We start from the raw sequence: 23,535 nt of genomic DNA on the forward strand, positions 1-23,535 counted from the left end.
CGCCGCGGATGAGTTGATCCGGACATTTTCGGTAGGACTCCCTACGAGCGCTCGAAGCGGCTCACGAGTTCCACGTGGGGGGTCTGTGGAAAGAGGTCGATTGCGGTGGTCGATGTGCGTTCGTATCCGGCCTCGGACAGGAGTCTGGTGTCCCGCCCGAACGAGGCTGGGTCACAGCTCACGAGGACGAGACGGCAGGCTTCGGTGGCGGCGACGGAACGAACGACGTCGGCACCGAGTCCGGCTCTTGGTGGGTCGGCGACCACGACGTGCGCAGCCGACGGAGTCCACTTCTGGGCGGCCGCACGAATGATCTGCGCGTCCAGGTGAGACAGGTTGTGACGGGCATCGGCAGCCGCCGCTCGGTTCGACTCGACGTCCGTCACGGACATTCCATCCCCGAGGCACGCAGCGAATAGACCAACGCCTCCGTAGAGATCGATCATGGTGCCGCTCCCCCACATGCCGTCGCCCGCCCGGCGCACGGCATCGACGAGCGCGGCGGCGCCGTCGGTGCGGGTCTGGAAGAACGATTCGGCCGAGATCCGGAAGGTGATGCCTTCGACCCGGTCGGTGAACCACGAACGCCGACCACGCCCGAGTTCGTCGGCGCCGACGACCCGCACGTCTGGCGGCAGCGAGATGTCGGCGGGCACCGCAGGGTCGAACCGTACGAGGCGCTCGCCGGTCTCGGCTCCGACACGGAGTGTCACCTCGTGTGCAGAACCGAACCGGCCGTCGGCGATCAATTCCTGCAGCAACGGGTGGGCGACCATGCAACTGTCGACGACGACGCCATCATGGCCACGCGGCGTGCGGAAGGCCGCCCGGCCGTCGACCACCAGGCATCGGACCGTGGTCCGGAAGCCCCGGTCCGGAAGCGGTGGACCGTCGAGGATCGTGCCGTCGATGCGCCCGATCCTGCGGAGGCTCTCCTCGGCGATGCGGATCTTGAGTCGCCGCTGCGCTGCCGGGTCGACGTGTTGCCACCCACATCCACCGCATCCGGCCGCGACGTGCGGGCAGGGTGGGGTGATCCGGTCGTCGCTCGGTTCGAGCACTGCGGCCGCGACCCCTCGGAGCATGCGCGGACGATCCTCGGTGATCTCCACCTGCACAATGTCGCCGGGGATCGCTCCCCGCACCAACACCACTCGACCGTCGGACGCGTGCCCGATCCCGTCGCCTCCGGCCGCAACATCGGTGATCGCCAGTTCGAGAGGGTCCACCGCGGTCACCGTAGGGGTTCGCATCCGCCGAGCCGTGACGACAAGGATGGGTGCCATGACGGACCGCCCCGGCACCGACCGCCCGTTCGAGATCGCACCGTCGGTCCTTCCGGCCGACTTCTCCCGCCTCGGCGACGCCGTCACATCGCTCGCCGATGCCGGCGTCGACCGCATCCAGTGGGACGTCATGGACGGCCGATTCGTCCCGAACATCACCTTCGGTCCGGACGTGATCGCCGCGTGCCGTGACCGCACCGACATCCTCTTCGAGGCCCACCTGATGGTGGAGGAACCCGACGACCTGCTCCCCCTCTGGGTCGAGGCCGGGTGCGGGCTCCTCATCGTCCACGCCGAAGCCTGCCGCCACCTCCACCGCACGCTCGGCCGGATCCGCGACCTGGGAGCGAAGGCTGCCGTCGCGCTCAACCCGTCGACGCCGCCCGAGACCATCGAGCACGTGCTCGACCTCTGCGACATGGTCCTGGTGATGACCGTGAATCCCGGCTTCGGCGGCCAGAAGTACATCGGCACCATGGAACCGAAGGTCGCGACCATCCGACGCTGGATCATCGACGGCGGCCACGACTGCGACCTCGAGGTCGACGGCGGCATCAGTCCGGCGACGATCCAGGGAGCGGCGGCGGCCGGAGCCAACGTCCTGATCTCGGGATCGTCGATGTTCAAGGACCCTGAAGGACTCGGCCACGCCGTGGACGAACTACGCCGACTCGCCGAAGCGACCCGCTCGGACGCCTAACCAGGATCGATCGAGCGGTGAAACCCCTACGGGCAACGGCTCTCGCGCTCACCTGCACACTCGCCTCCGTGGCGGCGTGTGGCGGCGACGACGACCCCCAGATGGCGTTCTGCGACGCGGCGAGCGACACCGACTCGTTCGAGGCGATCTTCGCCGACTTCGATCCCGCCGACACCGACGCCGCGCTCGAGGCGTTCCGCACAGCTCGGGACACCGAGATCGACCTGCGTCGCGACGCCCCCGAGGCCGTGCGCGCCGACATCGACCTGCTGGTGCAGTTCCTCGACGACCTGGTCGAGGGGCTCGAGGACCTCGACACGTCGTCGACGGGACGCCCCGCGATCTACGACGAGATCAGCACGGAGTTCGACCAGATCGAGGCGGCGAGCGGCCGCATCGAGACCTATGTGAAGGCCAACTGCGACCTGACGTCGCAGACGACCGGCTGAGCTAGGCGTCGCCGCGCGAGGTGATGACCTTGTCGACGATGCCGTAGTCCTTGGCCTGGTCGGCCGTGAACCAACGGTCGCGCTCGGAGTCCTCGCGGATCTGCTCGACCGTCTGACCGGTGTGCTCGGCGATGCGCTCGGCCATCAGCTTCTTGATGAACGAGAGCTGCTCGGCCTGGATGGCGATGTCGGCTGCCTGACCCTGGAAGCCGCCCGAGGGCTGGTGCATCATGATCCGGGCGTGGGGCAGCGAGTACCGCTTGCCGCGTGCGCCGGCGCCGAGGAGGAACTGGCCCATCGACGCGGCGAGCCCCATGCAGATGGTGGCCACGTCGGGACCGATGAAGTTCATCGTGTCGAAGATCGCCATGCCAGCGGTGACCGAACCGCCGGGCGAGTTGATGTAGAGCCAGATGTCCTTCTCGTCGTCCTGGCCCTCGAGGTAGAGCAACTGCGCACAGATCTGATTGGCGATGCTGTCGTTCACGTCGGTTCCGAGGAACACGATGCGGTTCTGCAGCAACTGGTTGTAGATCTGGAAGCCAGGATCACCGAACCCGGGGAGGTCGGCGGCGAGTGGAGACGGAAGCTGTTCGGTCACAGCGGCGAATCTAGCGGCGACGGACGGGATCACCTTGCTGGCCCGTGCATCAGGTGGGACTCGAACCCACACACGCTTTCGCGCACAGGGACCTAAACCCTGCGTGTCTGCCAGTTCCACCACTGATGCTTCCGGCCAACGCTACTCGGGGCAGGATTGACCGATGCCAGAGGGGCACACGATCCACCGACTCGCGAGAGACCTGAGTAGAGACCTCCGCGGACGTCCGGTCGAGACTGCGTATCGCCAGGACCGCTTCGCCGAGGGGGCTCGTCGGCTCGACGGTCGGACGCTCGAACGCACCTCGGCCAACGGCAAGCACCTCTTCCTCCACTGGGACGGGGCCGAGGTCCTCCACATCCACCTCGGCCTCTTCGGGAAGTTCCGACGCCACGCCGCCGACGTCCCGGCACCGTCCGAGGCACTCCGGCTACGACTGTGCGGACGGGAGGCCGCCTGGGACCTCACCGGCGCCATCACCTGCGAACTCCGCGACCCCGGCATCCTCGACGAGGTCGCGCAGACCCTCGGTCCGGACCCGCTGCGCCGCAACGCCGACGTCGACGAGTTCGTCCGACGAGTGCGGAAGTCGAAGAAGCCCATCGGGGCGTTGCTCCTCGACCAGGCGGTCGTCGCCGGCATCGGCAACGTCTACCGAGCGGAGATCCTCCATCTCACCGGCATCCACCCGGCGACGGAGGGGCGAGTGCTCTCCGAATCTCAGGTCCGCGAGATCTGGGACGAGACCGTGGACCAGCTCCGGCTCGGCGTGAAGCGGGACCGGATCATCACCGTGCCGATGCAGGGACGCCGGATGACCTCGATGACCAGGGAGAACTCGGTCCACGTGTACAAGCAGAGCGAGTGCCGGACCTGCGGCACGCCCGTCGAGCACTCCGACATCGGCGGACGCAACATGTTCGCCTGTCCTCGCTGCCAGCCACTCCGCTGACGACGCCGACCCGGGTTCCCGTTCGGGTCAGTCGTCGAGGGCTCGCACGAGGGAGCGGAACGCCCGGCCCCGATGCGACATCGCGTGCTTGGCCTCGGGGGTGAGCTCGCCGAAGGTCCGGCCGCCTCCCTCGTCGGGGACGAAGATCGGGTCGTATCCGAATCCGTTGTCTCCCCGCGGTGCGTCGGCGATGCGACCCTCGACCGTGCCCCGCACGACGTCTTCGCGTCCATCGGGCCAGACGACCGCCGCTGCGGCGACATAGCGACCGGAGCGTGCCGGGCCCTCGACACCGTCGAGCTCGCGGAGCACTCTCGGGATCCAATCGGATTCCTCGGTCCACCGGGCGGAGTGGATGCCCGGACGACCGTCGAGGGCGTCGATCTCGATGCCCGAGTCGTCGGCGATGGCGACCACTCCCCTGGCGGCAACGAGTGCCCGCGCCTTGATGAGCGCGTTCTCCTCGAACGTCGTCCCGGTCTCCTCGACATCGGGGTCCTGCGCCTCGATCCACCAGGCATTCCCGAGGATCTCGGCGACCTCCTCGACCTTGTGGGCGTTGCCGGTGGCGAAGAGGATCGGGCGCGGCTCGCTCAACGCGCCGGAGGCGGCTCGGCCACGTAGGCCTTCTGCGCTTCGATCAGCTCGGCGATGCCGCCGGTGGCGAGATCGAGGAGACGGTCGAGTGCGGGACGGCCGAATGCTGCCCCCTCGGCGGTGCCCTGGACTTCGACGAAGTCGCCGGTCGAGGTCATGACGACGTTCATGTCGACGTCGGCTGTGGAGTCCTCGACATACGGGAGGTCGCAGACCGGCTCGCCGTCGACGATGCCGACGCTGACGGCAGCGCAGAACGCCGTCAGCGGGTTCTCCGCCAGTTCGCCGGTCGCCACGAGACGGGAGAACGCATCGTGTAGCGCCAGGTAGCCGCCGGTGATCGATGCGGTACGCGTACCGCCGTCGGCCTGGAGCACGTCGCAGTCGACGATGACCTGACGCTCACCGAGGATCGACATGTCACACACCGACCGAAGTGCACGGGCGATGAGGCGCTGGATCTCCTGGGTGCGCCCGCTCTGCTTGCCCTTGGCGGCCTCACGACCGATCCGCTCGGGGCTCGAGCCCGGGAGCATCGAGTACTCTGCGGTCACCCAACCGGTGCCCCGACCCTTCATCCAGCGGGGAACGTCCTCGTCGATCGACGCAGTGCACAGGACCCGGGTCTGGCCGAAGCTGATCATGCACGAACCGGCGGCCATGACCGTCGGGTCGCGTTCGATGGTGAGCGGCCGCATGGCCTCGGGCGTACGTCCATCGGGTCTCATGTGCTGTACCTCTCGTCGATCTCGGCGACGGCGATCGGGCCGTCGAAGGCGGTTGCCGCCTCACGTCTCCTCGCCTCGGGATCGGAGCCCGGCGCGAGGTGCGTGAGCACCAACGCTGCCACACCGGCCTCCCTCGCCTGCGCACCCGCCTGGGCAGCCGTCAGATGCTGGATCCCGGTTTCGGGGTGGTCGAGCGTCGCTTCGACCACGGCGATGTCGATGCCCGGACCGAGTGATGCCAGCGACCAGGCGTTGCCGGTGTCGGCCGTGTAGACGATCGATCCGCCGTCGCCGTCGGCCCGGACCGCAAGGGTCTCGACCGGGTGGTCGGTGCGCGAGAACGTGACCGCGACCTCGCCGATGTGGACCCGGGACGCCTCGTCCACGATCTCGCTGACGAAGGTCGGTTCCGGCGGTCGTCCGCTGACGGCGGTGAACATCGCTGCGGTCTCCGCCGTCCAGAACAGCGGGATCCCGGCCGTCCGACGATCGAGGCCATAGCGGAATGCGTTCACGGCGACGGGGAGCTCCAACCAGTGGTCGGGGTGCGAGTGCGAGCACACGATGCCATGGAGGTCGGTGAGGTCGATGTGACGCTGCAGGTTCGCGAACGAACCCGAACCACAGTCGAGCCAGATGTTGGTTGTGTCGGTCTGGAGCAGATATCCGCTGCACGCCCCTCCGGCACCCGCGTAGGTGCCCGAGCAACCCAGGATCGTCACCGCCAGACTCATGACGTCCACCGTACGGCCGATGCCGAGTCGAGCTCGGGGCCGAGGAGTCGTCGCCCGAGATCCCGGAACACGTCGACGTCGCCGGAGCTGAACCACTGGCGTCGACCGGGGCCCGCGTCGAGCGCCCGCGCCAGGTCGGACCCCTCGAGCATCGCCCGGACCTCGAACGCGGTCTCGTCGGCCGACGAGACCAGGACGACGTCGCGACCCATGACGTCGCCGATGGTCCGGGCCAGGAACGGATAGTGCGTGCACCCGAGCAGCAGTGCGTCGACCCCCGCACAGCGCACCGGATCGAGCAGACGCTCGGCCAGCACGTGGACCTGCTCCGAACGGGTCTCGCCCCGCTCGACGAACTCGACGAAGCCGGGACACGCCGCGCACGTGAGCGTCACGTCGGGCGCGGCATCGGCCACGGCGCGTTGGTACGCACCCGAGGCAACGGTGCCCACCGTCCCGATCACGCCGACGCGCTTCGACGACGTCGCCTTCACGAGCGAGCGGACGCCGGGCTCGACGACGCCCACCACCGGCACGGGCAGTTCCTCCTGCAACTCCGACAGAGCGGCAGCCGCGGCGGTGTTGCAGGCCACGATCACCATCTTCACGTCGTGATGCTCACGGAGCCACCGGCAGATCTCGTGGGCGAAGCCCCGAACCTCGGCCAGAGGCCTCGACCCGTAGGGGTAGCGACCGGTGTCGCCCAGGTAGACGAGATTCTCGGCCGGAAGGAGGTCGATGAGCGCGCGGGCCACGGTGAGCCCACCGAAACCGGAGTCGAACATCCCGATGGGACGATCGTCCACCGTCGTCAGCCGGCTTCGGTGTCGTCGAGCCGATCGGATCGGTCGGGATGATCGGCCGACGGCATCGTGACGACGCGCTGCGGGAACGGGATCTCGATCCCTTCGGCATCGAACGCCGACTTGATCGCCATGGCGACTCCGGAGCGCACGCGGAACAGGGTGGCGATGTCGGAAGCGTGCCAGTAGCGGACGTCGAAGTCGATGCTGGAGTCGTTGAAGGTCGTGACCCACGCCTGCGGCGCCGGGGAGGCGAGCACACCCTGGACGCGCTGTGTCGCGCCGAGGATCACCGATTGCGCGTGCCGCGAGGTCGGTGCCGTAGGCGACCCCGACCGGCAACACCGTCCGCCGAGTCGGCAATTCGGTGTGGTTGACCATCACCTCGTTGTTGACCATCGCCGACGGCAGGACGACCTTCTCGCCGTCGAAGTCCCGGAGCACGACCGTCCGGAAGTTGATCTCCTCGACCGTTCCGCTGTGGTCATGCGTCGTGATCTCGTCGCCGATCTTGATCGGCCGCCGGGTCTTGAGGACCACGGAGGCGAACACGTTCTCGAGGATCGCGGTGAGTGCGAACGCGATGGCGATGCCCGACACCCCGAGGGCCCCGAGCAGCGGCCCGACCTTCACCTCGAGGATGCCGAGGGCGTAGACGAGGCCGACGACGACCAGGAGGTTCTGGACGATCCGGCCGACGAAACGAGCGATCTGGCCCTCGCTGTCGGTCTTGCGCACGATGCGTTCGACGATCAGCCGGACGATGCGGCCGACGACGATGAACGCGACGAGCGTGACGCCGGCGCGGATCCAGTGGTCGGCGGTGAGTCCGTCGGGCAACGCCTCGCCGAGGTCGGGGACCTCCTCGGTCTGAGCGAGCGAGGCGAGCGACGGGACGAGGAGGAGATGCATGGCTACCAGCCCGAGAATGCCACGTCAGGCGTCGACGAACCGCTCACGGAGCGACCGCTTCAGGATCTTGTTCGACCCGGTCTTGGGGATCTCGTCGACGAACTCGACCCGGCGAGGGACCTTGTAGCCCGCCAGGTGTTCGCGGGCATGGGCCTCGATGTCCGAGACCGTGAGCGAGTCGTCGCGACGCACGATGCACGCCAGGACCGACTCGCCCCACTTGTCGTCCGGGACGCCGACCACCGCGGCCTCGAAGATGCCTGGATGGCGCTCGAGCGCGTCCTCGATCTCGGCCGGGTAGATGTTCACGCCACCGGAGATGATCATGTCGGTCTTGCGGTCGCAGATGAAGTAGTAACCCTCGTCGTCCACGTAGGCGATGTCGCCTACGGTGTGCCATCCGCCCTCGCGGTGATCGGCCGCATACTTCTCCTCGGCCTTGTAGTACGTGTCCAGCACCGACGACGCCCGCACGTACAACTCGCCCGGCACGTCGGGCTCGGTGATCTCGTCGCCATCGGCGCTGAAGAGCGCCACGTCGACGTCCGGTGCCGGCTTGCCGCACGAGCCTGGCTTACGGCGCTGGTCGGGCGGCGCCAGCACGCAGTTCACACCGAGTTCGGTCGAGCCGTAGACCTCCCACAGCGACTCCTCGGGGAAGTCGTCGAGGTATGCCTCCTTGAGGGCGAAGCTCCAAGGCGCAGCGTTGGCGACCATCACCCGCATCGACGAGGTGTCGTACCGGGCTTTCACCTCGTCGTCGAGGTCGCAGATCATGCGGATCGGCGTCGGGGCCGAGAACGACGACGTCGCCCGGTGGGTCGTGAGCAGCCGAAGCCAGTCCTCGGCGTCGAACTTGTGCTGCACGACGAGGGTGTGTCCGAGCGAGTGGGCGATGCGAGCGAAGCCGCCGGGACCCGAGTGATAGAGGGGTCCGCAGGTGAGGTGGACGTCGTCGGGCTCGTAGCCCAGCAGGTCGAGGAGACCCTTCGACTGCTCGAGGCTGGCGCCGCCGGTCTTGACCGCCCCCTTGGGGTGCCCGGTGGTGCCCGACGTGTAGATCATCGTTCCGGCGGCGATCGCCGGCTCGGGCGGTTCGACGTCGTCGCCGAGGAAGTCCGCTTCTGCGACCTGGTCGTCGCCGGCAGCGCCGCCGAACACCACCGGTTCGCGCACATTGCCGATCTGGCCCCGGATGCGTTCGAACAGCGGCGCGAACTCGACATCGACCCACACGAACTCGGTGTCGGAGTTGGTGACCACGTACGTGGTCTCCTCGTCGCTGAGCCGGTAGTTGAGCGGCACCGCGAGCGCTCCGAGCTTGCGAGCGGCATGGGTGAACGCCACCAGCTCCAGGCTGTTCTTGCCGCACCACATCAGCTTCGCCCCCGGCTCCGTGCCGCGGGCGACGAGTCCCGACGCGATCCGGTTGGCGTACGAGTTGAGCTCGGCGAAGGTCATCGACCGCGGCGACTGCCCGGGACGGTCGTCGATGACGGCGACCTTGTGGGGCGTCGCTTCGGCGTGGGCTGCCAGCTGATCCATGGCCGTGGAACCTACGGCCCTGGTCCCTAGAAGTAGATGATCTTCTCGGCTCGTTCGACGACGTCGTCGAGATCGTCGGTCCAGGCGCCGGTCGAGATGTACTTCCAGCCCCCGTCGCAGACGACGAACACGATGGTGCCCGACTCGATCTCGCCGGCGACCTTGGCTGCGCCGGCCATCGCGGCCCCGGCCGAGATGCCGGAGAAGATCCCGATGTCACACAGTTTGCGGGTCCACTCGATGGACTCCCGGGGCCGCACGATGCGCTTGCGGTCGAGCAACTCGAGGCCGCCCCACTTCTCGAACACCGGCGGGATGTAGCCCTCATCCATGTTGCGAAGACCTTCGACGCGTTCGCCGAGGGGCGGCTCGATCGCGATGACCTTGATCGACGAGTCCTGCTCCTTGAGGTAGCGACCGACCCCCATCAGGGTCCCGCTGGTGCCCAGACCGGCGACGAAGTGCGTGATCTCGGGAACGTCGCGGAGGATCTCCGGACCCGTGCCCTCGTAGTGCGCCCGTGGGTTGGCTTCGTTGGCGTACTGGTAGAGCCACACCCAGTCGGGGTGCTCGTTGGCCAACTGCTCGGCACGCTTGACGGCGCCGTTCGAACCTTCGGCGCCGGGGCTCATGATGAGCTCCGCACCCATGATCTCGAGCAGTTGACGACGTTCGATGGTCACGTTCTCGGGCAGGACGATCTTGACCTTGTAGCCCTTGATCCGAGCGATCATCGCCAGCGCGATGCCGGTGTTGCCCGACGACGACTCGATGATCGTCTTGCCCGGGCGCAGCGTGCCGTCGGCTTCGGCGTCCTCGATCATCGCCAGCGCGATGCGGTCCTTGACCGAACCCGCCGGGTTCTGCCCCTCCATCTTGCCGAGGATGCGGACGTCGGGATTGGGGCTGAGCGCGCTGCAGTCGACCATCGGCGTGTTGCCGATCATGTCCAGGACTGAATCGTGGACGGTCATGGGGACGGACTGGCTCCTCGGTCGACGCATGGCGGGTGTCTCGGGTCTTCGCGGTCCACGTGAAAGGTGACCGCAAGGGTCAACAATCTACCGGGGCGTCCGCATTCCGCCATCAGCGGATGATCGCGACCGGTTCCTCGTTGATGACGCCGTCGACGATCCGGTAGCTGCGCAGGACCGGTGCGTCGTCGCGGAGCGAGACGATGATCCAGTGCCAGTGGGCCAGGAGCGGGTTGCCGGCCTTCTCGACGTCGGTCGGGGACGGATATGCGTCGGTGTGGGTGTGGCTGTGCATCACGCCGACGACCTCGAGGTCGAGCGGGCCGAGCACCTCGTCGGCACGGTCCCAGCCGTCCTTGCCGATCGTGAAGGTGCGGCTCGACTCGTCCTCGTTCCGGGTCGGCACGAACACGTCGATCCGGTCGCCGGTACCGCCGAGGAGGCCGCAGGCCTCGTCGGGCAGTCCGTCGTAGGCGTGGCCGATGATCGAGGCGTAGGCGTGGGCACCGAGTCGCAGCACGGAGCGGAACCTAACCCTCCGCGTCGGTCTCGCCGGAGTCGGCGGGGAGGGTCGACGACGTCACGGCCGACGTCGAGGCGCCGGGGGGTGTCCCGGTGACCTCCCAGTGCCAGAGGTACTCCCGCAGCGTGAGGTCCGAGTCGTGGACCGCACGGGCGAGGTCCTTGCCGACGTAGCGGAAGTGCCAGGGCTCGTACTTGTAACAGGTGACGGCCTCCTCACCCTCGGGATAGCTGAGGAGGAATCCGTGCTCCCACGAGTGTTCTTCGAGCCACTGGCCCGTGGGCGTGGCGCCGAACTCCTGGTCGACGTCGGTCTGACCGATCGGCCGGAAGTCCACCGTCGTTCCGAGGTGGTGCTCGGAGTGCCCGGGGCGGGCCGTTCCCTTGGCCGCATCGGTGAAACCGAGTTCGTCCTCCCGCTGCGCGAACAGGGTCGCCTGGTCCTCGATGGTCCGGTAGGCCGCGAGCAGCGCCACCTCGGGCACACCGGCCTCGATGATGGCGTTTCGCAGGTTGTTCAGGTCCTCGACCATGAGCGACCGCACCCGGAACTCGGCGCTGTAGCCCGCCTGCGAGGCGGACACGAGGTCCGGGGGTTCGTAAGCATCGGGGAGCGCGTAGGCAGTGTCGACGATCGTGCGTGCCCAGTCGTCGACGTTGGCGAAGATCGACTGCTCCTCGAGGTACTCGCACGCCTTCGGCGCCTCGAGCGCGACCACGGCGACCGTGGACGACGTCGTCGTGGCCGTCGACAACCGTTCTTCTCCCCCGTCGCCGCCAGTGAAGGCCGAGAACAGCCGGAAGACCAGATACAGCACGAGGACGACGCCGGTGGCGGCGACGGCTCGGCGGGCGGTGTAGTTGGGAGGCGGCCCCAGCGGCCGAGGTGACTGATACATCCGGGCTGATCGTAGGCAATGCGTTCGCTCGTCCCCGGGAGGCTGCCGATAGGTTTCGGCCGATGGCCAGCGGTGACGACAAGAAGACGAAGCTCATCGCCGCCAATCGGCGCGCTCGCCGCGACTACGAACTGACCGAGACCATCGAGGCCGGGATCATGCTCGCGGGCTCCGAGGTGAAGTCGATGCGGGAGGCGCAGGTCCAGATCGCCGAGGGATTCGTCCGCTTCGACGGCGGCGAGGCGTTCCTTCTCGGCATGCACGTCGCTCCGTACCTGCATGCCCAGGAACACAGCGGGCACGACCCGGATCGGCCACGGAAGCTCCTGATGCACCGTCGAGAACTCGACCGTCTCAAGATGCTCGTCGATCTGGAGCGGGTGTCGATCGTGCCGCTGTCGCTCTACTTCAAGGACGGCCGGGTGAAGGTCGAACTCGGGATCGGCAAGGGCCGCAAGCTGCACGACAAGCGGCAGGCGGTCGCGGAGCGCGATGCCAAGCGTGAGGTCGACCGAGCACTCGGCCAGCGTCGACGCGAGTGAACGTCAGTCCGACGACACCATTCGTCGGAGTCGCTCGGGAAGTGCGGCGGCGCTCACCTCGCCGGCCTCGGCGCGTCTGAGCAGGTCGACGTCGACGTCGAGTCGACGGGCGAACTCCACCTGTTCGCACCCCCGTCGTCCGCGGGCTTCGAGCAGCGAAGCGGCGACGTCCGGATGGCGAGCGCCATGGAGGTCGAGGAGCTGCGCGACCCGCTGACGAAGGGCATCGACCGGCGCCGGCCAGCGAGCGCTGGGGTGGCGTCGTCGGGCGTGGGCCAGGCCGGAGCTCATGCGACCAGGACGAAGTCGACGAGCGGGGCGAACCGAGGGTCGTCGTCGACCACGGCGCGGAGCCGCTTGCGACCTCGACTGACCCGCTGGCGGAGTGCGTCGGGTGAGACGCCGTAGCGCGCCGCCAAGGTGTGCGCCGGCGACGGGTCGCCCTGGTCCTGTTGCACCCGGTAGTCCAGGAGACAGAAGAGGATCAGGTCGTCGATCTTCGCCACCCGGGCGGCCTCGGCCACCAGCCCGACGAGCGGGACCTCGTCGACCAGGCGGGCGAAGGTGTCGGCGATCTCCTGCTCCTCGGTGGCCGCATGGAACACCTCGTGGTCCTCGATCTTCTGGAGATGGTCGTCGATGTCGTCGGCGTGCACGCCGACCCAGCCGATGACCACGGCCCGGATGCGCCCCTCGGCCCACCACCACGGCAGCGCCCCACCGGGACGCCACGCCGAGGCGACCTGGAGGAGCTCCATGCAGGCATCGAGGACCAGCGACTGCAGATCCTCGGCGGCGATGTCGTCGACACCGCAGCGACGGAGCTGGCGGCGGATGACACCGGCCACCCGGTGACCGTGGTGCTCGAAGAGGGTGAAGACCGCGGCCGTGTCACCAGCGACGAGACGGGCCATGATCGCCTCGACGGTGATCTCGGCGGCGGGTCGTGAGGGGGGAAGTGCTCGTTGATCAGTCATGCCTCCATTGTCCGGAGGGGGTCTGACAATTACAGGCGTGTGATTCGTGGAGGATCTGCGCGGGCATGGGTCGAAGAGTGGTTGATGCCCCGCCTCGCCCATCGCCTCGTCGCCCTCTGGTGCGTGTGCGCTCTCCTCGCCGGCGTGTACAGCGCCGCCATCCACGATGCGGAGACGACGACCGCAACCACCGCGTCGGACGATGCGTCGGGCACGACGACCACGCGAGACCTCGACCAGAGCTCGACGTCGACCCCAGATGGCGCCGGGGACGTGTCGGAGACGACCGACACGGCTCCTCTGACCACCGCGGCCCCGGCGACGTCATCGCCGCCGTCATCTCCCCCGACATCGTCGACGACGACGCCCGTCGCCGAGGAGGATGCCCGGGGAACGGCGCCGGGCTCCTACGTCTATGACACCACGGGTACGGCCAACGGCGAGGACGTCTCCGGCACGTCGACACTCGAGGTGAGCCCGGTCGGCGACGACGGTCGCCAGACCCACGTGCAGTCGGCCCCGGACGGCACGACGACCACGATCTACCGACACGCCGACGAGGGAACGTTCCTCGAGTCGCTCGCGGTCGAGTCGGACGAGGGGTCGTTCACGCTGGAGGCGACGAGCCCGTTCCTCCTCGTCCCCGCCGACGCCACCGTCGGCACGAAGACGACCGGCACCCTCCGCGGTGACGACATCACCGCCGACGTCACCTTCGCGATCACTGCCATCGACAGCGCCACCACGACGGCCATGCTCGACGTCGACCTGCGGGGCAAGATCCGCGGATTCGACGTCGAGGGCACCATGCAGAGCGCGATCGTCGCCCGCCGACCGGACCAACTCCCGATCGAGGTCGACGCAACCAGCGATGTCGTCGTGGGCGGCGGGCTCTTCCGCATCGAATCCGACACTCACTCGGTCCTCCGCCGCTGAACATCTCGACGCGTCAACGGCGACGCAATGACCAGCAAATGACTACGACAGGGGTTGACAGAAAACCGCCCAATCCAGTGATTCCGGTGATCGCAGACGGCCCTCACAATCGCTGCCGTGCTGACCCGACCCCGTTCCCTCATGGCGGCGTGCCTGTGCGCCGTGACCCTGTCCGCAACCCTGGACACACCGGCCTCAGCGCAGAGTTCGAGCGCGATCCACAACGTCTACAAGGTCCAGGCAGAGACCTTCACGCTCGCCCAGGTGGCCACAGTGCGCGTGGACTCGACCGCGAGGGGTGCGCTGTCGGCCGAGATGGGCCGAAGCGGCGCGATCTGGCGTTGGGTCATCACGCCGGCGGCGCAACGCCTCATCGTCCGCGTCCGGGCGACGGCGTGTGACGGCCCCCCGGTCGCCCGCGTGATCATCGACGGAGCGATCGTGGCGGAGTTCGCAGTCGATCGAGCCGACTGGGTCGAGGTCCCGTTCGACGTCGAGGTCGGCGCCGGCGTGCACACCGTCGGGGTCGCGCTGACCAACGGCAGCAGACCTGATGCCGGCTGCCGACGGGTCCTCGACGTGGATCAGATCGTCCTGCGAGCGACGACGCCGACCAACAGCGCCACACCGGGGAGCACCTGCGAAGCCACGGACAACGGTGCACGCGCCGGCAACCCTCCGCGGGACCGCTTCGTCAACTTCCTCCCGGGCGCTCCCGGGTATCACGAGTTGGCGGGCCCGACCGGAGCACACGCCGGCCAGCCACCGCTCGGCGTCGTGCTCATCGTCCACGGAGGAGCGTGGCGGACCGTCGGCGCGGCCGCCACCGCCGCAGAACGGCCGACCGCCGATGCCTGGCGAGCGAGAGGATGGCTGACCTTGTCGATCAGCTCCCGCGGGTGTTCGAACTGGGTCGACGACGCCCTCTGGTTCCACGACGCCATCCGATCGCTGGTACCCGATCTGCCGCTCTGCATGGCGGGAAGCTCGTCCGGCGGGCACGTCGCTCTCATCGTCGCGGCGGAACGGCCAAGTGTGGGCTGCGTGGTGGCCGAGGCATCGCCGACCGATCTCCCTGCGTTGGCGGAGGCGTCGGCCTACGACCACGCAACCGGCGGCCTGCAGAGCACCGGGCCGTTCTTCGTCCATCATGCAGCAGTCGCCGCATTCGGACTGACCGCGGCGACGACCTCGATGAATCCGATCGCTCGGGTGGACGACGTGCAGGCCGACGTGATCCTCGTCGCCGCCGTCCACGATCCATTGATCCCCATCGAGCAGGCGTCGTCCCTCGCCGCAGCGCTGGATGTCGCCCATCCTGAGGCCTCCCACCAAACGGTCGAACTCGGCGATGGAGCCCTCCCCTTCGTGCACTCCGCAGTCGACGCGATCGACCTGGCTCTCGTCGAGACGACCATTGATATCGTGACCGGTCTGCTCGGCCGTCGGTGAAACGCCTGCCGCACGGTCACACGCCGGCGGTACCATGGTCTGTCCGGCACTCCCCTGGCGTGTCGGGTTGTTCATTGACAAGGGGCTGATCGGTTTCGACGTCGGGACCGGAAGCGACATCGTGCGACCCGAGTTGCTCAGACTCGTTAATCGGGGCAACACAACAACTGCCGAAAAGCAGCAGTCGTTCGCTCTCGCCGCCTGATCATCAGGTAACGAAAGCAAAGCGACACATCGCGAGCCGTAAGGCCACGCGGGGCCTGACCACTACAGCCTGGCAACAGAAGTAGTGGTGGACGGTGGGAGAGACCACTGACCGGAGGGAAAGACCCCTGACAACTGAGGAAAGACTCAGCGGTGCGCCCACCCGGGGGCGTGGCAACCGTGAGCCACAGACACGGGAATGGTCGTAGCTCGAGCCGTGACCGCCAGACGGACGGGGGTTCGATTCCCCCCAGCTCCACTTTTCGAGGGGAATCGAACCCCTCGGTTCGGCACTCCGCGTAGCGAAACACGTTGTGACCTGCTCGTACGCGCTCGGGCTCGGCCACCGAGGGCGCGAATCGGACAGCGGAATCGGGAATCGAACCCCGCCCGATTGGGGGCGGATGACGACAGTCGACAACCCTCTGACCAGGACTTTCGCGAGGGTTTCTCAGCGCAAAGAAGTGCGTTACTCCCACCGTTACTCCCGCGGGAAGTCCATCCACGTCCGCTGACGTCCATCAGCGTCGAGGAGACGAATCGGAGACGCCGGTTGCGCCCACCGGACTGCGGTCACCGACGCAGGACGCTCTGCGCCGGCTTTCCCAATGTCGGACAGAGAAGATGTTCAGCGGTCGCCATCGTGCAGCTCGGCGCTCGTGGACCCGGCACGGTTGTCGGGCTGGCGAGCCCTGCGATGAGATTCGAGCAGGTCCATTCCTGAGCCGACGCCGACCGCGACGACGATTCCGAGGAGTGCTGCGACGGTGGCGCTGGCTCTCGACTCGTTGATCATGCGTCGCGTGATCTGTTCGGTGATGTCGTCGAGAACCGGGCCGATGATCGGGGACGATTCCATACCGACGGGGAGACCGAGTTCGTCGAGTGCAGCCCGCTGGAGCTCGTCGTCACTGGGTCGGGTGAGCGTGAGGGTGAGCCAAGTGGCGGCCAGACCGACCACAACCGCGACGAGAGTGAAGGCCGCGCGTCGGAGCAGCACGGCGCTCGGGAGCGTCAACTCGATGGTTCGTGGGGGGCGGGAGCGATGCCATGCCAGAACATCGGCCCGATCATCTTCATGGTGTCGTCGACGTCGATGTAGCCGTCGACGACGATGGCGCGTAGACCGATCACGAGGACGGCTCCGAACAACGCGGTGGCGCCGAGGTGGTCGTCGGCGAGGGGGCGGAGCGTTCCGTCGGCGGCACCTTCGGCGAGGAGGCGGCGGACGGGTTCTTGGAATCCTGCGTTGATGCGGGCGGCGATGTCGGGGAGTTTGCCGGCACGTCCGAGGTTGGCGATGAGGAGCTGACTCGCGGCGGGGTGGGCGTTGAGGTGGCCGAGTTGGGCTCGGATCACCTCAGCGAGTCGGATGGACGGGTCCCCGGGACCGGCGACCGCCGCCGCGGTGGCCTCGGCCAGCTCGTCGAGCATGGACCGCAGCAGGTATTCGAGAACGTCGTCCTTGTTGGTGAAGTAGTAGTAGAGCGACGAGCGTGCGACCCCAGCGGCAACGGCGATGTCGTGCATCTGGATGTCGTCGAAATCGGCGAGGAGCGCGTCGGCGGCGGCGTCGAGGTTGGCGGCCATCTCGGTGGGGACTTCACGCATTGCACCAAGTGTGGTCGACCGTTGGCGCGGTGTGATGGTTGGCATCGTTGGTCACTCCCTTGGCGCACGATTTCAACACCCTGTTCGACAGCGTGTTCGACACTGTGTCGAAGGCACTGTACGGTGCGCCGCTGATGATGTCGACCAATGTCGGGAACGACCGATTCAGAAAGGGTGCGGCGCGTGCGTCCAGGTTGGCGATGACGGCAACGGCGACGGTTTTCGTCGTTGGTGCCTGCAGTACAGGCCACGCCACGGGGACCGCGGGATCTCCCTCGCCTCGCGCCGATGAGCGCACGCGACTCGACCCCGATGACTTGGAGTGGCTTCTGTCGCCGGTCCGGCCGAGTTCGCCCTCGATCGGCTGTGTCCATGATTTGGCGACGTTCGATCTCGGGGCGCTCCTGCTGCCGACCGTCGCGGAGAACCAACCAGACCATTGCCAGTCGAGAGAGCGCACACCATGAAGCCCACCCGATTCTCACGGATCGTCGATCAGATCGAGGCCCGGGCCGGTTGGGTGCTCGGCGCGTGGATTCTCGCCGCGATCGTCATGACGCTCGTGGCCCCATCGCTCAGCGAGGTCGGCTCGTCGGACACCGCCGACTTCTTGCCTGCCGACGCGCCGTCGCAACAAGCCGACAAGGTGCTCGCTCGTCTGTTCCCCGACGACCCGTCCCGCGAATCGTCGATCATCGTGGTTGCCCGCGACGGCGGTTTGACCGACGCCGACCGGGCCTACCTGGGTGAGCTGACCGAGTCGATGACCGCCGGCGCCCTCGCCGGCGACATCAGTGCGGTGCAAAGCACGTCGACGAGCCCTGACCTCGCCGCGTTCCTCCGCGCCCCGGACGGCGAAGCCGAACTCCTCATCGCCAGCATGACCGACGCCCCGTTCTCGACCAGTGGCACCGCTGCGGTCGAACGGCTCCGAGACCACATCGACGACACCGCTCCAGACGGGTTGACCCACCATGTCACCGGTATCGCTGGACTGGCCGCCGACCAGGCCAACGGCGTCATCGAATCGTTCGACCGGACCGCGATCGTCACCGTCGTGTTGGTGCTGGCCATTTTGTTCCTGATCTACCGGTCCGCGGTGGCGCCGCTCATCCCGCTGTTGACCATCGGGCTCGCGTTCGGTGTGTCGAACGGTCTCGTGTCCTACGCCGCGCAGGCCGGGTTGAAGGTCAACACAATGGTGGGCACCTTCATGGTCGTCATGGTGTTCGGCGCCGGAACCGACTACTGCCTGTTCCTCACCAGCCGGTATCGCGAGGAACTCCAAGCCGGCGACCCCATCGCCACAACAGTGCGGCGCACCACCGTCGTGATCGGCGCAGTCATCGCGGCGTCCGCTGCCACGGTCATCGTCGGGTTCTCGTCGATGTTCAGTGCCGACTTCGGGATCTTCAAGACCATGGGACCCGCCATCGGGATCGCCATCGCCGTCACCCTCGTCGCCGGCCTCACCCTCACTCCCGCCCTGCTCAGCCTGGCCGGGACGAAGGCGTTCTGGCCTCGCACCATCGACGAACTCCGCACCACGCCCGAAGAGATTCCCGACCGGTGGCATCGCCTGGCCGCCGGCATCAGAACGTGGCCCAAGCACGCGCTGCTCGGGTCGATCATCCTGCTCCAGATTCCCGCCGCCGGGCTCGGCTGGTATGCCCAGTCGTTCAACCTCGTCACCGACCTCCCCGCCGGCGACGACTCACGCGCCGGGTTCGACGTCGTCGAAGACCACTACCCGGGCGGGGTCATTTCGCCGGTCTACCTCGTGCTCTCCGCAGACGGCCCGATCCTCGACGATGCCCGCATCGCCGCGGTCGACCAGCTCACCGACGTCCTCCGAGCTGAGCCCGGCCTCGGCCAGGTTCGCTCGGTCACCCAACCCGCCGGGGCACCACTGACCCCCGACAACCTCGGAGAACTCACCGGTGGCATCACCGACCCCGCCGCCCTCGGCTTCGACGAGACCACCGACCTCGGCCCGCTCTTCGAGGGACTGAACTCGCCTGACGGGCTTCGGTTGACCGGCCCGTTCCTGCGCCAGTATCCGGCGCTCGTCGATCGGCTCGACCTGTTGCTCGGTGCTGGCGGGAACTCGACTCGGCTGATCATCGCCCTCGAGGGCAACCCCTACGACAACACCGCGCTCGACACGTTCGAACGCATCGACGACATCACCGCCGACGCCCTCGCCGGCACCGCGCTCACCGGGGCCAGTATCGACGTCGGCGGACCGTCGAGCTTCTACGCCGACATGCGCCAGATCTCCAACAACGACTTCCGCATCATCGTCGCCGTGATCCTCGCCGCCATCTTCGTCGTACTCGCCCTGCTGTTGAAGTCGATCGTGGCGCCGTTCTACCTGCTCGCCACCGTCGTGCTCTCATACGCCGCGACCATGGGCATCACCGTCTTCGTGTACCAAGGAATCCTGGGCGCCGAAGGCATCACGTTCTGGCTCGCACCGTTCCTTTTCGTGATCCTCGTCGCGCTCGGCGCGGACTACAACATCTTCATCATGAGCCGCATCCGTGAGGAAGCGGAAGCCGGATACGAGATCCACGAAGCCGTGAGCCGAGGTCTCGTCCTCACCGGCAGAGTGATCACCTCCGCCGGGCTGATCCTCGCCGGCACGTTCGCCGCCCTGTTGCTCGCACCGCTCCCCAACCTGCAACAGATCGGGTTCGGGGTCACCGTCGGCATCCTGATCGACACCTTCTTGGTGCGCAGCGTCATGGTTCCCGCCGCCACCATGATCCTCGGACGCTGGGCGTTCTGGCCCATGATCCCCGGCGCCGACCGGGCCGCGCTCGCCCAGGTCCGACAACCGCGCCACATCGGTATCGCGGTCGGCGGTGTCGTCACGCTCGCTGCCGTGCTCCTTGCCGTCGTGTTCACCGGCGGCATCGAACAGCCCGTGGACGTGGTCGCCGCGGCGCCCGCTTCCGCAAGCCTCGCGGCAGCAACCGAGGCAGACGTCACTACAGAGTTGGACCCGACCGGTGCCACGCCTGACCCGGCTGCGGACCCGGCGAGCTCGCCGGCCACACCGTCCGACGCTGGTCCGGACTCGAGCACCACCGCATCGACGACAGCACCGCCCGCAACGGCCGCGCCGCCGCCACCGCCTCCGCCGGTCACCCAACCGGGAGGCGCCGCGCAGACGGGGCCGACCATCGCCGCGCCGGCGGCCGGTACCTGGACGTACCACGCCACCGGCACCCAGAAGATCGGCCTGTCGACCTCGAACGTCGACGAACAATCCCCCACCACCGTGACCCGAACCGGCGGCACCGACACCAACCCTGAGATCCGTGTCCAGATCGAGACCAGCAGCTACTCACGCGATGACACCCGTCGACACGGACCCGGCGGTGTCGAACTCCTCGCCACCACCTTCACCGCGCAAGGCGCCACGTTCGGCGGGCCGCTCGACCCGCCTCAACTCCTCGCCCAAACACCGCTGCGGGTAGGCGCCACCTGGTCAGGGCGGTCCACCACGAAAGGCATGAGCATCGACGCCACCGCATCGGTCATCCGAGAACGCGACGTCACCACCCCAGCCGGGGCGTTCCACTGCTGGGAGATCCAGATCGATGCGACCATCTCTGGTGACATCAAAGGCGAACAACACGACACGTCCTGCTGGGTCCCCGAACTCGGCCTCCCCGTCGTCTCCCACCAACAGATGAACGGGACCTACGGCGGCATCGACTTCGCCATCGACCTCAACTTCGTACTCACCCGACGCCCATGACCATCACCCCCGAACGTGTCGACCTGCCCGGCGCCGGACTCCAACTCGCCGCCGACCGCTGGGGCGACCCCGGCGCCCCGCCAGTGGTGTTCCTCCACGGCGCCGGCCAGAGCCGACGGGCATGGGACGCAAGCGCACGCGTCATCGCCGAACACGGCTGGCATGCCATCACCGTCGACCACCGCGGTCACGGCGACAGCGACTGGCCCGACGCCGCCGACTACGACTGGGACCACTTCGCCGACGACATCACCGGCATCGTCGACCACCTCGGCACACCGCCCGTCGTCGTCGGCGCATCGCTCGGCGGCATGTCCGCGCTCCTCGCCCAAGCCCGCACCGACACCCAACTCTTCCGAGCCGTCGTCCTCGTCGACGTCACCCCTCGCATGGAACTCGACGGCGTCAAACGCATCGTCGGGTTCATGGCCTCCAACCCCGACGGCTTCGACTCCCTCGACCACGCATCTGACGTGATCGCCACCTACACCGGACGCCCCAAACCCGAGAACCCCGACGGGCTCCGCCAAGTCCTCCGCCAAGACAGCGCTGGCCGGTGGCAATGGCACTGGGACATCCGATTCCTCGACGGACGTGCCGACCAGGTCCTCGGCGGTGACCTCGCGGCGCTCCGCCAGAACTCGGTCCGAGACCTCCTCCACGACGGCGCCCGAAACATTCGCGTCCCCACCCTCGTCGTCCGCGGTGCCAACAGCGACCTCGTCTCACCCGAAGGCGTCAAGGAGTTCGTCGACATCGTCCCCGGAGCCCGTTACATCGACGTCGCCGACGCCGGCCACATGGTCGCCGGCGACCAGAACGACCACTTCACCACCGCCATCGTCGACTTCCTCGACACCCTGCCACCCACGACCTGACCCTCCGCCGGCAGTCGTGAGCGCGCTGGCGAGGAGACGTTGAGTGACCTCCTCGACGAGGTCGCTGATCCGCCTTCGGCGTCGTCAAGCCTCGTCCGGTGCCGCATCGCTGGGCGCTGCTTCGCCGACCACGGCCTGAAAGAGGAAGCCGAAGAGCTCCGGGTCGTCGAGGATGGTCCAGTCCGGGGCGATGAGCTTGGCGTACCGCTCGAAGTAGAGGAGTTGCTTGGCGACCAGGACCAGCTCGCGAGGCAGGCGGACCTCGTAGCGGGTCCCGATGCGGACGATGTCGACCAGAACTTCGCCGTAGGAGATCTCTGACAGCGGCCGGTCGAGGACAGGTTCGACGATCTCGGCGATGTCGCGGGCGGACTGGTCGAGATCGGCCGGTCCGAGCACCGCACCCATCTGGTAGATGGCCTCGGCGACGGCGTGGAAGTCACGTTGGACCAGCAGTGCGGGCAGCCCGGAGCGGATGATGTCGCGGGTGGTGTTGTCGAGCGTGCCGCAGATCCCGAAGTCGAGGAACACGATGTTGCCGTCGGTGTCGACCATCAGGTTGCCGGCGTGGACGTCGCCGTGAAAGAAGCCGTGTTGCAGCGCTCCCTCGAGCCAGGCGCGGACGCCCCGCTTGAGGGTTGCGGCGAGGTCCCACCCGGTTGCGTCGAGTCGTTCGAGGTCGTCGATCTTGTAACCGTGGATCCGCTCCATGGTCAGCACGCGCGGCGTGGTGAGCGGCCAGTGGACCGCGGGCACACGGACCGCTTCGTTCGTGCCGAAGCTCCGCATGTTGGTGGCGAATCGCTCCATCGATCGGGCTTCGATGACGAAGTTGAGTTCCTCGCCGAGCGTGGTCTCGAAGTCCTCGACCACAGCGATCGGGTTTGCCATACGTCCCGTCGCCGAGACCCGGTGCACCACTGAGGCGATTCGTTCGAGAATGGCGAGGTCAGCGGAGATCCGTGGTCCGATGCCTGGCCGCTGGACCTTCACGACCACCTCGGTGCCGTCGAGGAGCGTGGCTGCGTGGACCTGGGCGATCGAGGCCGAGGCCAGCGGTGAGCGATCGAAGCTCCCGAAGAGCCGGTCCGGGTGCGCGCCGAGGTCGGCCTCGATGACCGCCATCACCTGGTCCACTGGGACCGGAGGGACCTCATCCAGACAGGAACGGAATTCGTCGGCCAGGGCGTCGGGGAACAGTCCCGGGCTGGACGCGATCAACTGGGCGAGCTTGACGTAGGTCGGGCCGAGCGCTTCGAACGCCAGCCGTAGCTCCGACGCCGTGGCTGCGCCGCGATTCTCGGAGAGGACCCGCTTGGCCAGCTGCGCGCCGTGTCGAGCGAACACGAGGCCCGTTCGGCCCGCCCTCACTGCGACGGCGCTGCGCCGCGGTCTCGGTGGCAACTGGCGCAGGTCGTCTGTCTGTTTCACGCTGACCTTCAAGGCTCGACAACGATGAAACAA

At 67.7% G+C, this 23,535-nt stretch carries 24 protein-coding genes, 1 tRNA gene and 1 other RNA gene; 9 read left to right on the top strand and 17 right to left on the bottom strand.

Annotated elements, in window-relative coordinates; genetic code table 11:
- Positions 1–41 precede the first annotated feature (41 nt).
- The gene (locus AB8619_RS11610; RefSeq protein ID WP_436792792.1) at positions 42–1,229 is read right to left on the bottom strand and encodes a class I SAM-dependent RNA methyltransferase; all 1,188 of its coding nucleotides are present in this window, start codon (positions 1,227–1,229) and stop codon (positions 42–44) included.
- A gap of 55 nt (positions 1,230–1,284) precedes the next feature.
- On the opposite strand from AB8619_RS11610, the gene rpe reads away from it, so the two are divergent.
- Both rpe and AB8619_RS11620 read left to right on the top strand, forming a co-directional pair.
- Positions 1,285–1,986 (top strand): ribulose-phosphate 3-epimerase, encoded by a 702-nt coding sequence (rpe, locus tag AB8619_RS11615; protein ID WP_436792793.1) that lies wholly within the window; start codon positions 1,285–1,287, stop codon positions 1,984–1,986.
- Between the two features lie 68 nt (positions 1,987–2,054).
- A complete protein-coding gene (locus AB8619_RS11620) occupies positions 2,055–2,435 on the top strand; it encodes a hypothetical protein (protein WP_436792794.1) in 381 nt (126 codons plus the stop codon).
- A 1-nt stretch (position 2,436) separates the two neighbouring features.
- On the opposite strand, the gene AB8619_RS11625 is transcribed toward AB8619_RS11620, so the two are convergent.
- Both AB8619_RS11625 and AB8619_RS11630 read right to left on the bottom strand, forming a co-directional pair.
- Positions 2,437–3,036, bottom strand: coding sequence for an ATP-dependent Clp protease proteolytic subunit (locus AB8619_RS11625; RefSeq protein ID WP_436792795.1), 600 nt, complete (start codon positions 3,034–3,036; stop codon positions 2,437–2,439).
- A gap of 45 nt (positions 3,037–3,081) precedes the next feature.
- A tRNA-Leu gene (locus AB8619_RS11630) sits at positions 3,082–3,165 on the bottom strand.
- A 34-nt stretch (positions 3,166–3,199) separates the two neighbouring features.
- Here AB8619_RS11630 and AB8619_RS11635 point away from each other — a divergent pair.
- Positions 3,200–3,988, top strand: coding sequence for an Fpg/Nei family DNA glycosylase (locus AB8619_RS11635; RefSeq protein WP_436792796.1), 789 nt, complete (start codon positions 3,200–3,202; stop codon positions 3,986–3,988).
- 27 nt (positions 3,989–4,015) lie between these two features.
- Here AB8619_RS11635 and rdgB read toward each other — a convergent pair whose 3' ends face one another.
- From rdgB to AB8619_RS11675, 8 genes are all read right to left on the bottom strand, one after another.
- Positions 4,016–4,585, bottom strand: a complete 570-nt coding sequence (rdgB, locus tag AB8619_RS11640) for an RdgB/HAM1 family non-canonical purine NTP pyrophosphatase (RefSeq protein WP_436792797.1) — start codon at positions 4,583–4,585, stop codon at positions 4,016–4,018.
- On the bottom strand, positions 4,582–5,313 hold the full coding sequence (rph, locus tag AB8619_RS11645) for a ribonuclease PH (RefSeq protein WP_436792798.1): 732 nt from the start codon (positions 5,311–5,313) through the stop codon (positions 4,582–4,584). The genes rdgB and rph overlap by 4 nt, the downstream gene beginning before the upstream one ends.
- Positions 5,310–6,047, bottom strand: a complete 738-nt coding sequence (locus AB8619_RS11650) for an MBL fold metallo-hydrolase (RefSeq protein ID WP_436792799.1) — start codon at positions 6,045–6,047, stop codon at positions 5,310–5,312. Before AB8619_RS11650 ends, rph begins: the two co-directional genes overlap by 4 nt.
- Positions 6,044–7,762: a glutamate racemase gene (gene murI, locus AB8619_RS11655; RefSeq protein ID WP_436792800.1), complete on the bottom strand. Its 1,719-nt coding sequence runs from the start codon at positions 7,760–7,762 to the stop codon at positions 6,044–6,046. The genes AB8619_RS11650 and murI overlap by 4 nt, the downstream gene beginning before the upstream one ends.
- Before the next feature lie 24 nt (positions 7,763–7,786).
- Positions 7,787–9,307 carry a class I adenylate-forming enzyme family protein gene (locus AB8619_RS11660; protein WP_436792801.1) on the bottom strand — a complete coding sequence of 507 codons (1,521 nt, stop codon included), beginning with the start codon at positions 9,305–9,307 and terminating at the stop codon, positions 7,787–7,789.
- 26 nt (positions 9,308–9,333) lie between these two features.
- Entirely contained in the window at positions 9,334–10,281 is a 948-nt protein-coding gene (locus AB8619_RS11665) for a PLP-dependent cysteine synthase family protein (RefSeq protein ID WP_436792802.1), read from the bottom strand.
- 112 nt (positions 10,282–10,393) lie between these two features.
- A complete protein-coding gene (locus tag AB8619_RS11670; protein WP_436792803.1) occupies positions 10,394–10,801 on the bottom strand; it encodes a Mov34/MPN/PAD-1 family protein in 408 nt (135 codons plus the stop codon).
- A 10-nt stretch (positions 10,802–10,811) separates the two neighbouring features.
- Positions 10,812–11,702, bottom strand: a complete 891-nt coding sequence (locus AB8619_RS11675) for a M15 family metallopeptidase (RefSeq protein WP_436792804.1) — start codon at positions 11,700–11,702, stop codon at positions 10,812–10,814.
- Between the two features lie 62 nt (positions 11,703–11,764).
- Here AB8619_RS11675 and smpB point away from each other — a divergent pair, with 62 nt between their 5' ends.
- Positions 11,765–12,244, top strand: a complete 480-nt coding sequence (gene smpB, locus AB8619_RS11680) for an SsrA-binding protein SmpB (protein WP_436792805.1) — start codon at positions 11,765–11,767, stop codon at positions 12,242–12,244.
- Positions 12,245–12,247: 3 nt separating this feature from the next.
- Here the strand turns inward: smpB and AB8619_RS11685 are convergent, their stop codons facing one another.
- Complete coding sequence (locus tag AB8619_RS11685) at positions 12,248–12,535, bottom strand: hypothetical protein (protein WP_436792806.1); 288 nt, start codon at positions 12,533–12,535, stop codon at positions 12,248–12,250.
- On the bottom strand, positions 12,532–13,221 hold the full coding sequence (locus AB8619_RS11690) for an RNA polymerase sigma factor (RefSeq protein WP_436792807.1): 690 nt from the start codon (positions 13,219–13,221) through the stop codon (positions 12,532–12,534). The genes AB8619_RS11685 and AB8619_RS11690 overlap by 4 nt, the downstream gene beginning before the upstream one ends.
- Positions 13,222–13,305: 84 nt before the next feature.
- On the opposite strand from AB8619_RS11690, the gene AB8619_RS11695 reads away from it, so the two are divergent.
- The 3 genes from AB8619_RS11695 (at position 13,306) to ssrA (ending at position 16,075) form a co-directional block, all read left to right on the top strand.
- Positions 13,306–14,157 carry a hypothetical protein gene (locus tag AB8619_RS11695; RefSeq protein ID WP_436792808.1) on the top strand — a complete coding sequence of 284 codons (852 nt, stop codon included), beginning with the start codon at positions 13,306–13,308 and terminating at the stop codon, positions 14,155–14,157.
- A 117-nt stretch (positions 14,158–14,274) separates the two neighbouring features.
- Positions 14,275–15,609, top strand: a complete 1,335-nt coding sequence (locus AB8619_RS11700; protein WP_436792809.1) for a carbohydrate-binding domain-containing protein — start codon at positions 14,275–14,277, stop codon at positions 15,607–15,609.
- Between the two features lie 81 nt (positions 15,610–15,690).
- Positions 15,691–16,075, top strand: a transfer-messenger RNA (tmRNA) gene (gene ssrA, locus AB8619_RS11705).
- 366 nt (positions 16,076–16,441) lie between these two features.
- Here the strand turns inward: ssrA and AB8619_RS11710 are convergent.
- The 3 genes from AB8619_RS11710 to AB8619_RS11720 are packed head-to-tail and all read right to left on the bottom strand — an operon-like array spanning position 16,442 to position 17,680.
- The gene (locus AB8619_RS11710; RefSeq protein ID WP_436792810.1) at positions 16,442–16,813 is read right to left on the bottom strand and encodes a hypothetical protein; all 372 of its coding nucleotides are present in this window, start codon (positions 16,811–16,813) and stop codon (positions 16,442–16,444) included.
- Positions 16,814–16,827: 14 nt separating this feature from the next.
- Positions 16,828–17,424, bottom strand: a complete 597-nt coding sequence (locus AB8619_RS11715; RefSeq protein WP_436792811.1) for a TetR/AcrR family transcriptional regulator — start codon at positions 17,422–17,424, stop codon at positions 16,828–16,830.
- A complete protein-coding gene (locus tag AB8619_RS11720; protein WP_436792812.1) occupies positions 17,417–17,680 on the bottom strand; it encodes a hypothetical protein in 264 nt (87 codons plus the stop codon). Before AB8619_RS11720 ends, AB8619_RS11715 begins: the two co-directional genes overlap by 8 nt.
- A gap of 207 nt (positions 17,681–17,887) precedes the next feature.
- Between AB8619_RS11720 and AB8619_RS11725 the strand changes: the two genes are divergently transcribed.
- Positions 17,888–21,193, top strand: coding sequence for an MMPL family transporter (locus tag AB8619_RS11725; RefSeq protein WP_436792813.1), 3,306 nt, complete (start codon positions 17,888–17,890; stop codon positions 21,191–21,193).
- Positions 21,190–22,071 (top strand): alpha/beta fold hydrolase, encoded by an 882-nt coding sequence (locus AB8619_RS11730; RefSeq protein ID WP_436792814.1) that lies wholly within the window; start codon positions 21,190–21,192, stop codon positions 22,069–22,071. The genes AB8619_RS11725 and AB8619_RS11730 overlap by 4 nt, the downstream gene beginning before the upstream one ends.
- 84 nt (positions 22,072–22,155) lie before the next feature.
- Here AB8619_RS11730 and AB8619_RS11735 read toward each other — a convergent pair whose 3' ends face one another.
- A complete protein-coding gene (locus tag AB8619_RS11735) occupies positions 22,156–23,502 on the bottom strand; it encodes an ABC1 kinase family protein (protein WP_436792815.1) in 1,347 nt (448 codons plus the stop codon).
- Between the last annotated feature and the right edge of the window lie 33 nt (positions 23,503–23,535).

The organism is Actinospongiicola halichondriae (assembly GCF_049103745.1).
GTDB classification, from domain to species: domain Bacteria; phylum Actinomycetota; class Acidimicrobiia; order Acidimicrobiales; family Salinilacustritrichaceae; genus Salinilacustrithrix; species Salinilacustrithrix halichondriae.

Bases quoted from the DNA above. Each gene is read 5' to 3' on its own strand.
- rpe (WP_436792793.1), top strand. From the start codon at position 1,285: ATGACGGACCGCCCCGGCACCGACCGCCCGTTCGAGATCGCACCGTCG.
- AB8619_RS11635 (WP_436792796.1), top strand. From the start codon at position 3,200: ATGCCAGAGGGGCACACGATCCACCGACTCGCGAGAGACCTGAGTAGA.
- rph (WP_436792798.1), bottom strand. From the start codon at position 5,313: ATGAGACCCGATGGACGTACGCCCGAGGCCATGCGGCCGCTCACCATC.
- AB8619_RS11650 (WP_436792799.1), bottom strand. From the start codon at position 6,047: ATGAGTCTGGCGGTGACGATCCTGGGTTGCTCGGGCACCTACGCGGGT.
- murI (WP_436792800.1), bottom strand. From the start codon at position 7,762: ATGCATCTCCTCCTCGTCCCGTCGCTCGCCTCGCTCGCTCAGACCGAG.
- AB8619_RS11660 (WP_436792801.1), bottom strand. From the start codon at position 9,307: ATGGATCAGCTGGCAGCCCACGCCGAAGCGACGCCCCACAAGGTCGCC.
- AB8619_RS11665 (WP_436792802.1), bottom strand. From the start codon at position 10,281: ATGACCGTCCACGATTCAGTCCTGGACATGATCGGCAACACGCCGATG.
- AB8619_RS11675 (WP_436792804.1), bottom strand. From the start codon at position 11,702: ATGTATCAGTCACCTCGGCCGCTGGGGCCGCCTCCCAACTACACCGCC.
- smpB (WP_436792805.1), top strand. From the start codon at position 11,765: ATGGCCAGCGGTGACGACAAGAAGACGAAGCTCATCGCCGCCAATCGG.
- AB8619_RS11685 (WP_436792806.1), bottom strand. From the start codon at position 12,535: ATGAGCTCCGGCCTGGCCCACGCCCGACGACGCCACCCCAGCGCTCGC.
- AB8619_RS11690 (WP_436792807.1), bottom strand. From the start codon at position 13,221: ATGACTGATCAACGAGCACTTCCCCCCTCACGACCCGCCGCCGAGATC.
- AB8619_RS11695 (WP_436792808.1), top strand. From the start codon at position 13,306: ATGCCCCGCCTCGCCCATCGCCTCGTCGCCCTCTGGTGCGTGTGCGCT.
- AB8619_RS11715 (WP_436792811.1), bottom strand. From the start codon at position 17,424: ATGCGTGAAGTCCCCACCGAGATGGCCGCCAACCTCGACGCCGCCGCC.
- AB8619_RS11725 (WP_436792813.1), top strand. From the start codon at position 17,888: ATGAAGCCCACCCGATTCTCACGGATCGTCGATCAGATCGAGGCCCGG.
- AB8619_RS11730 (WP_436792814.1), top strand. From the start codon at position 21,190: ATGACCATCACCCCCGAACGTGTCGACCTGCCCGGCGCCGGACTCCAA.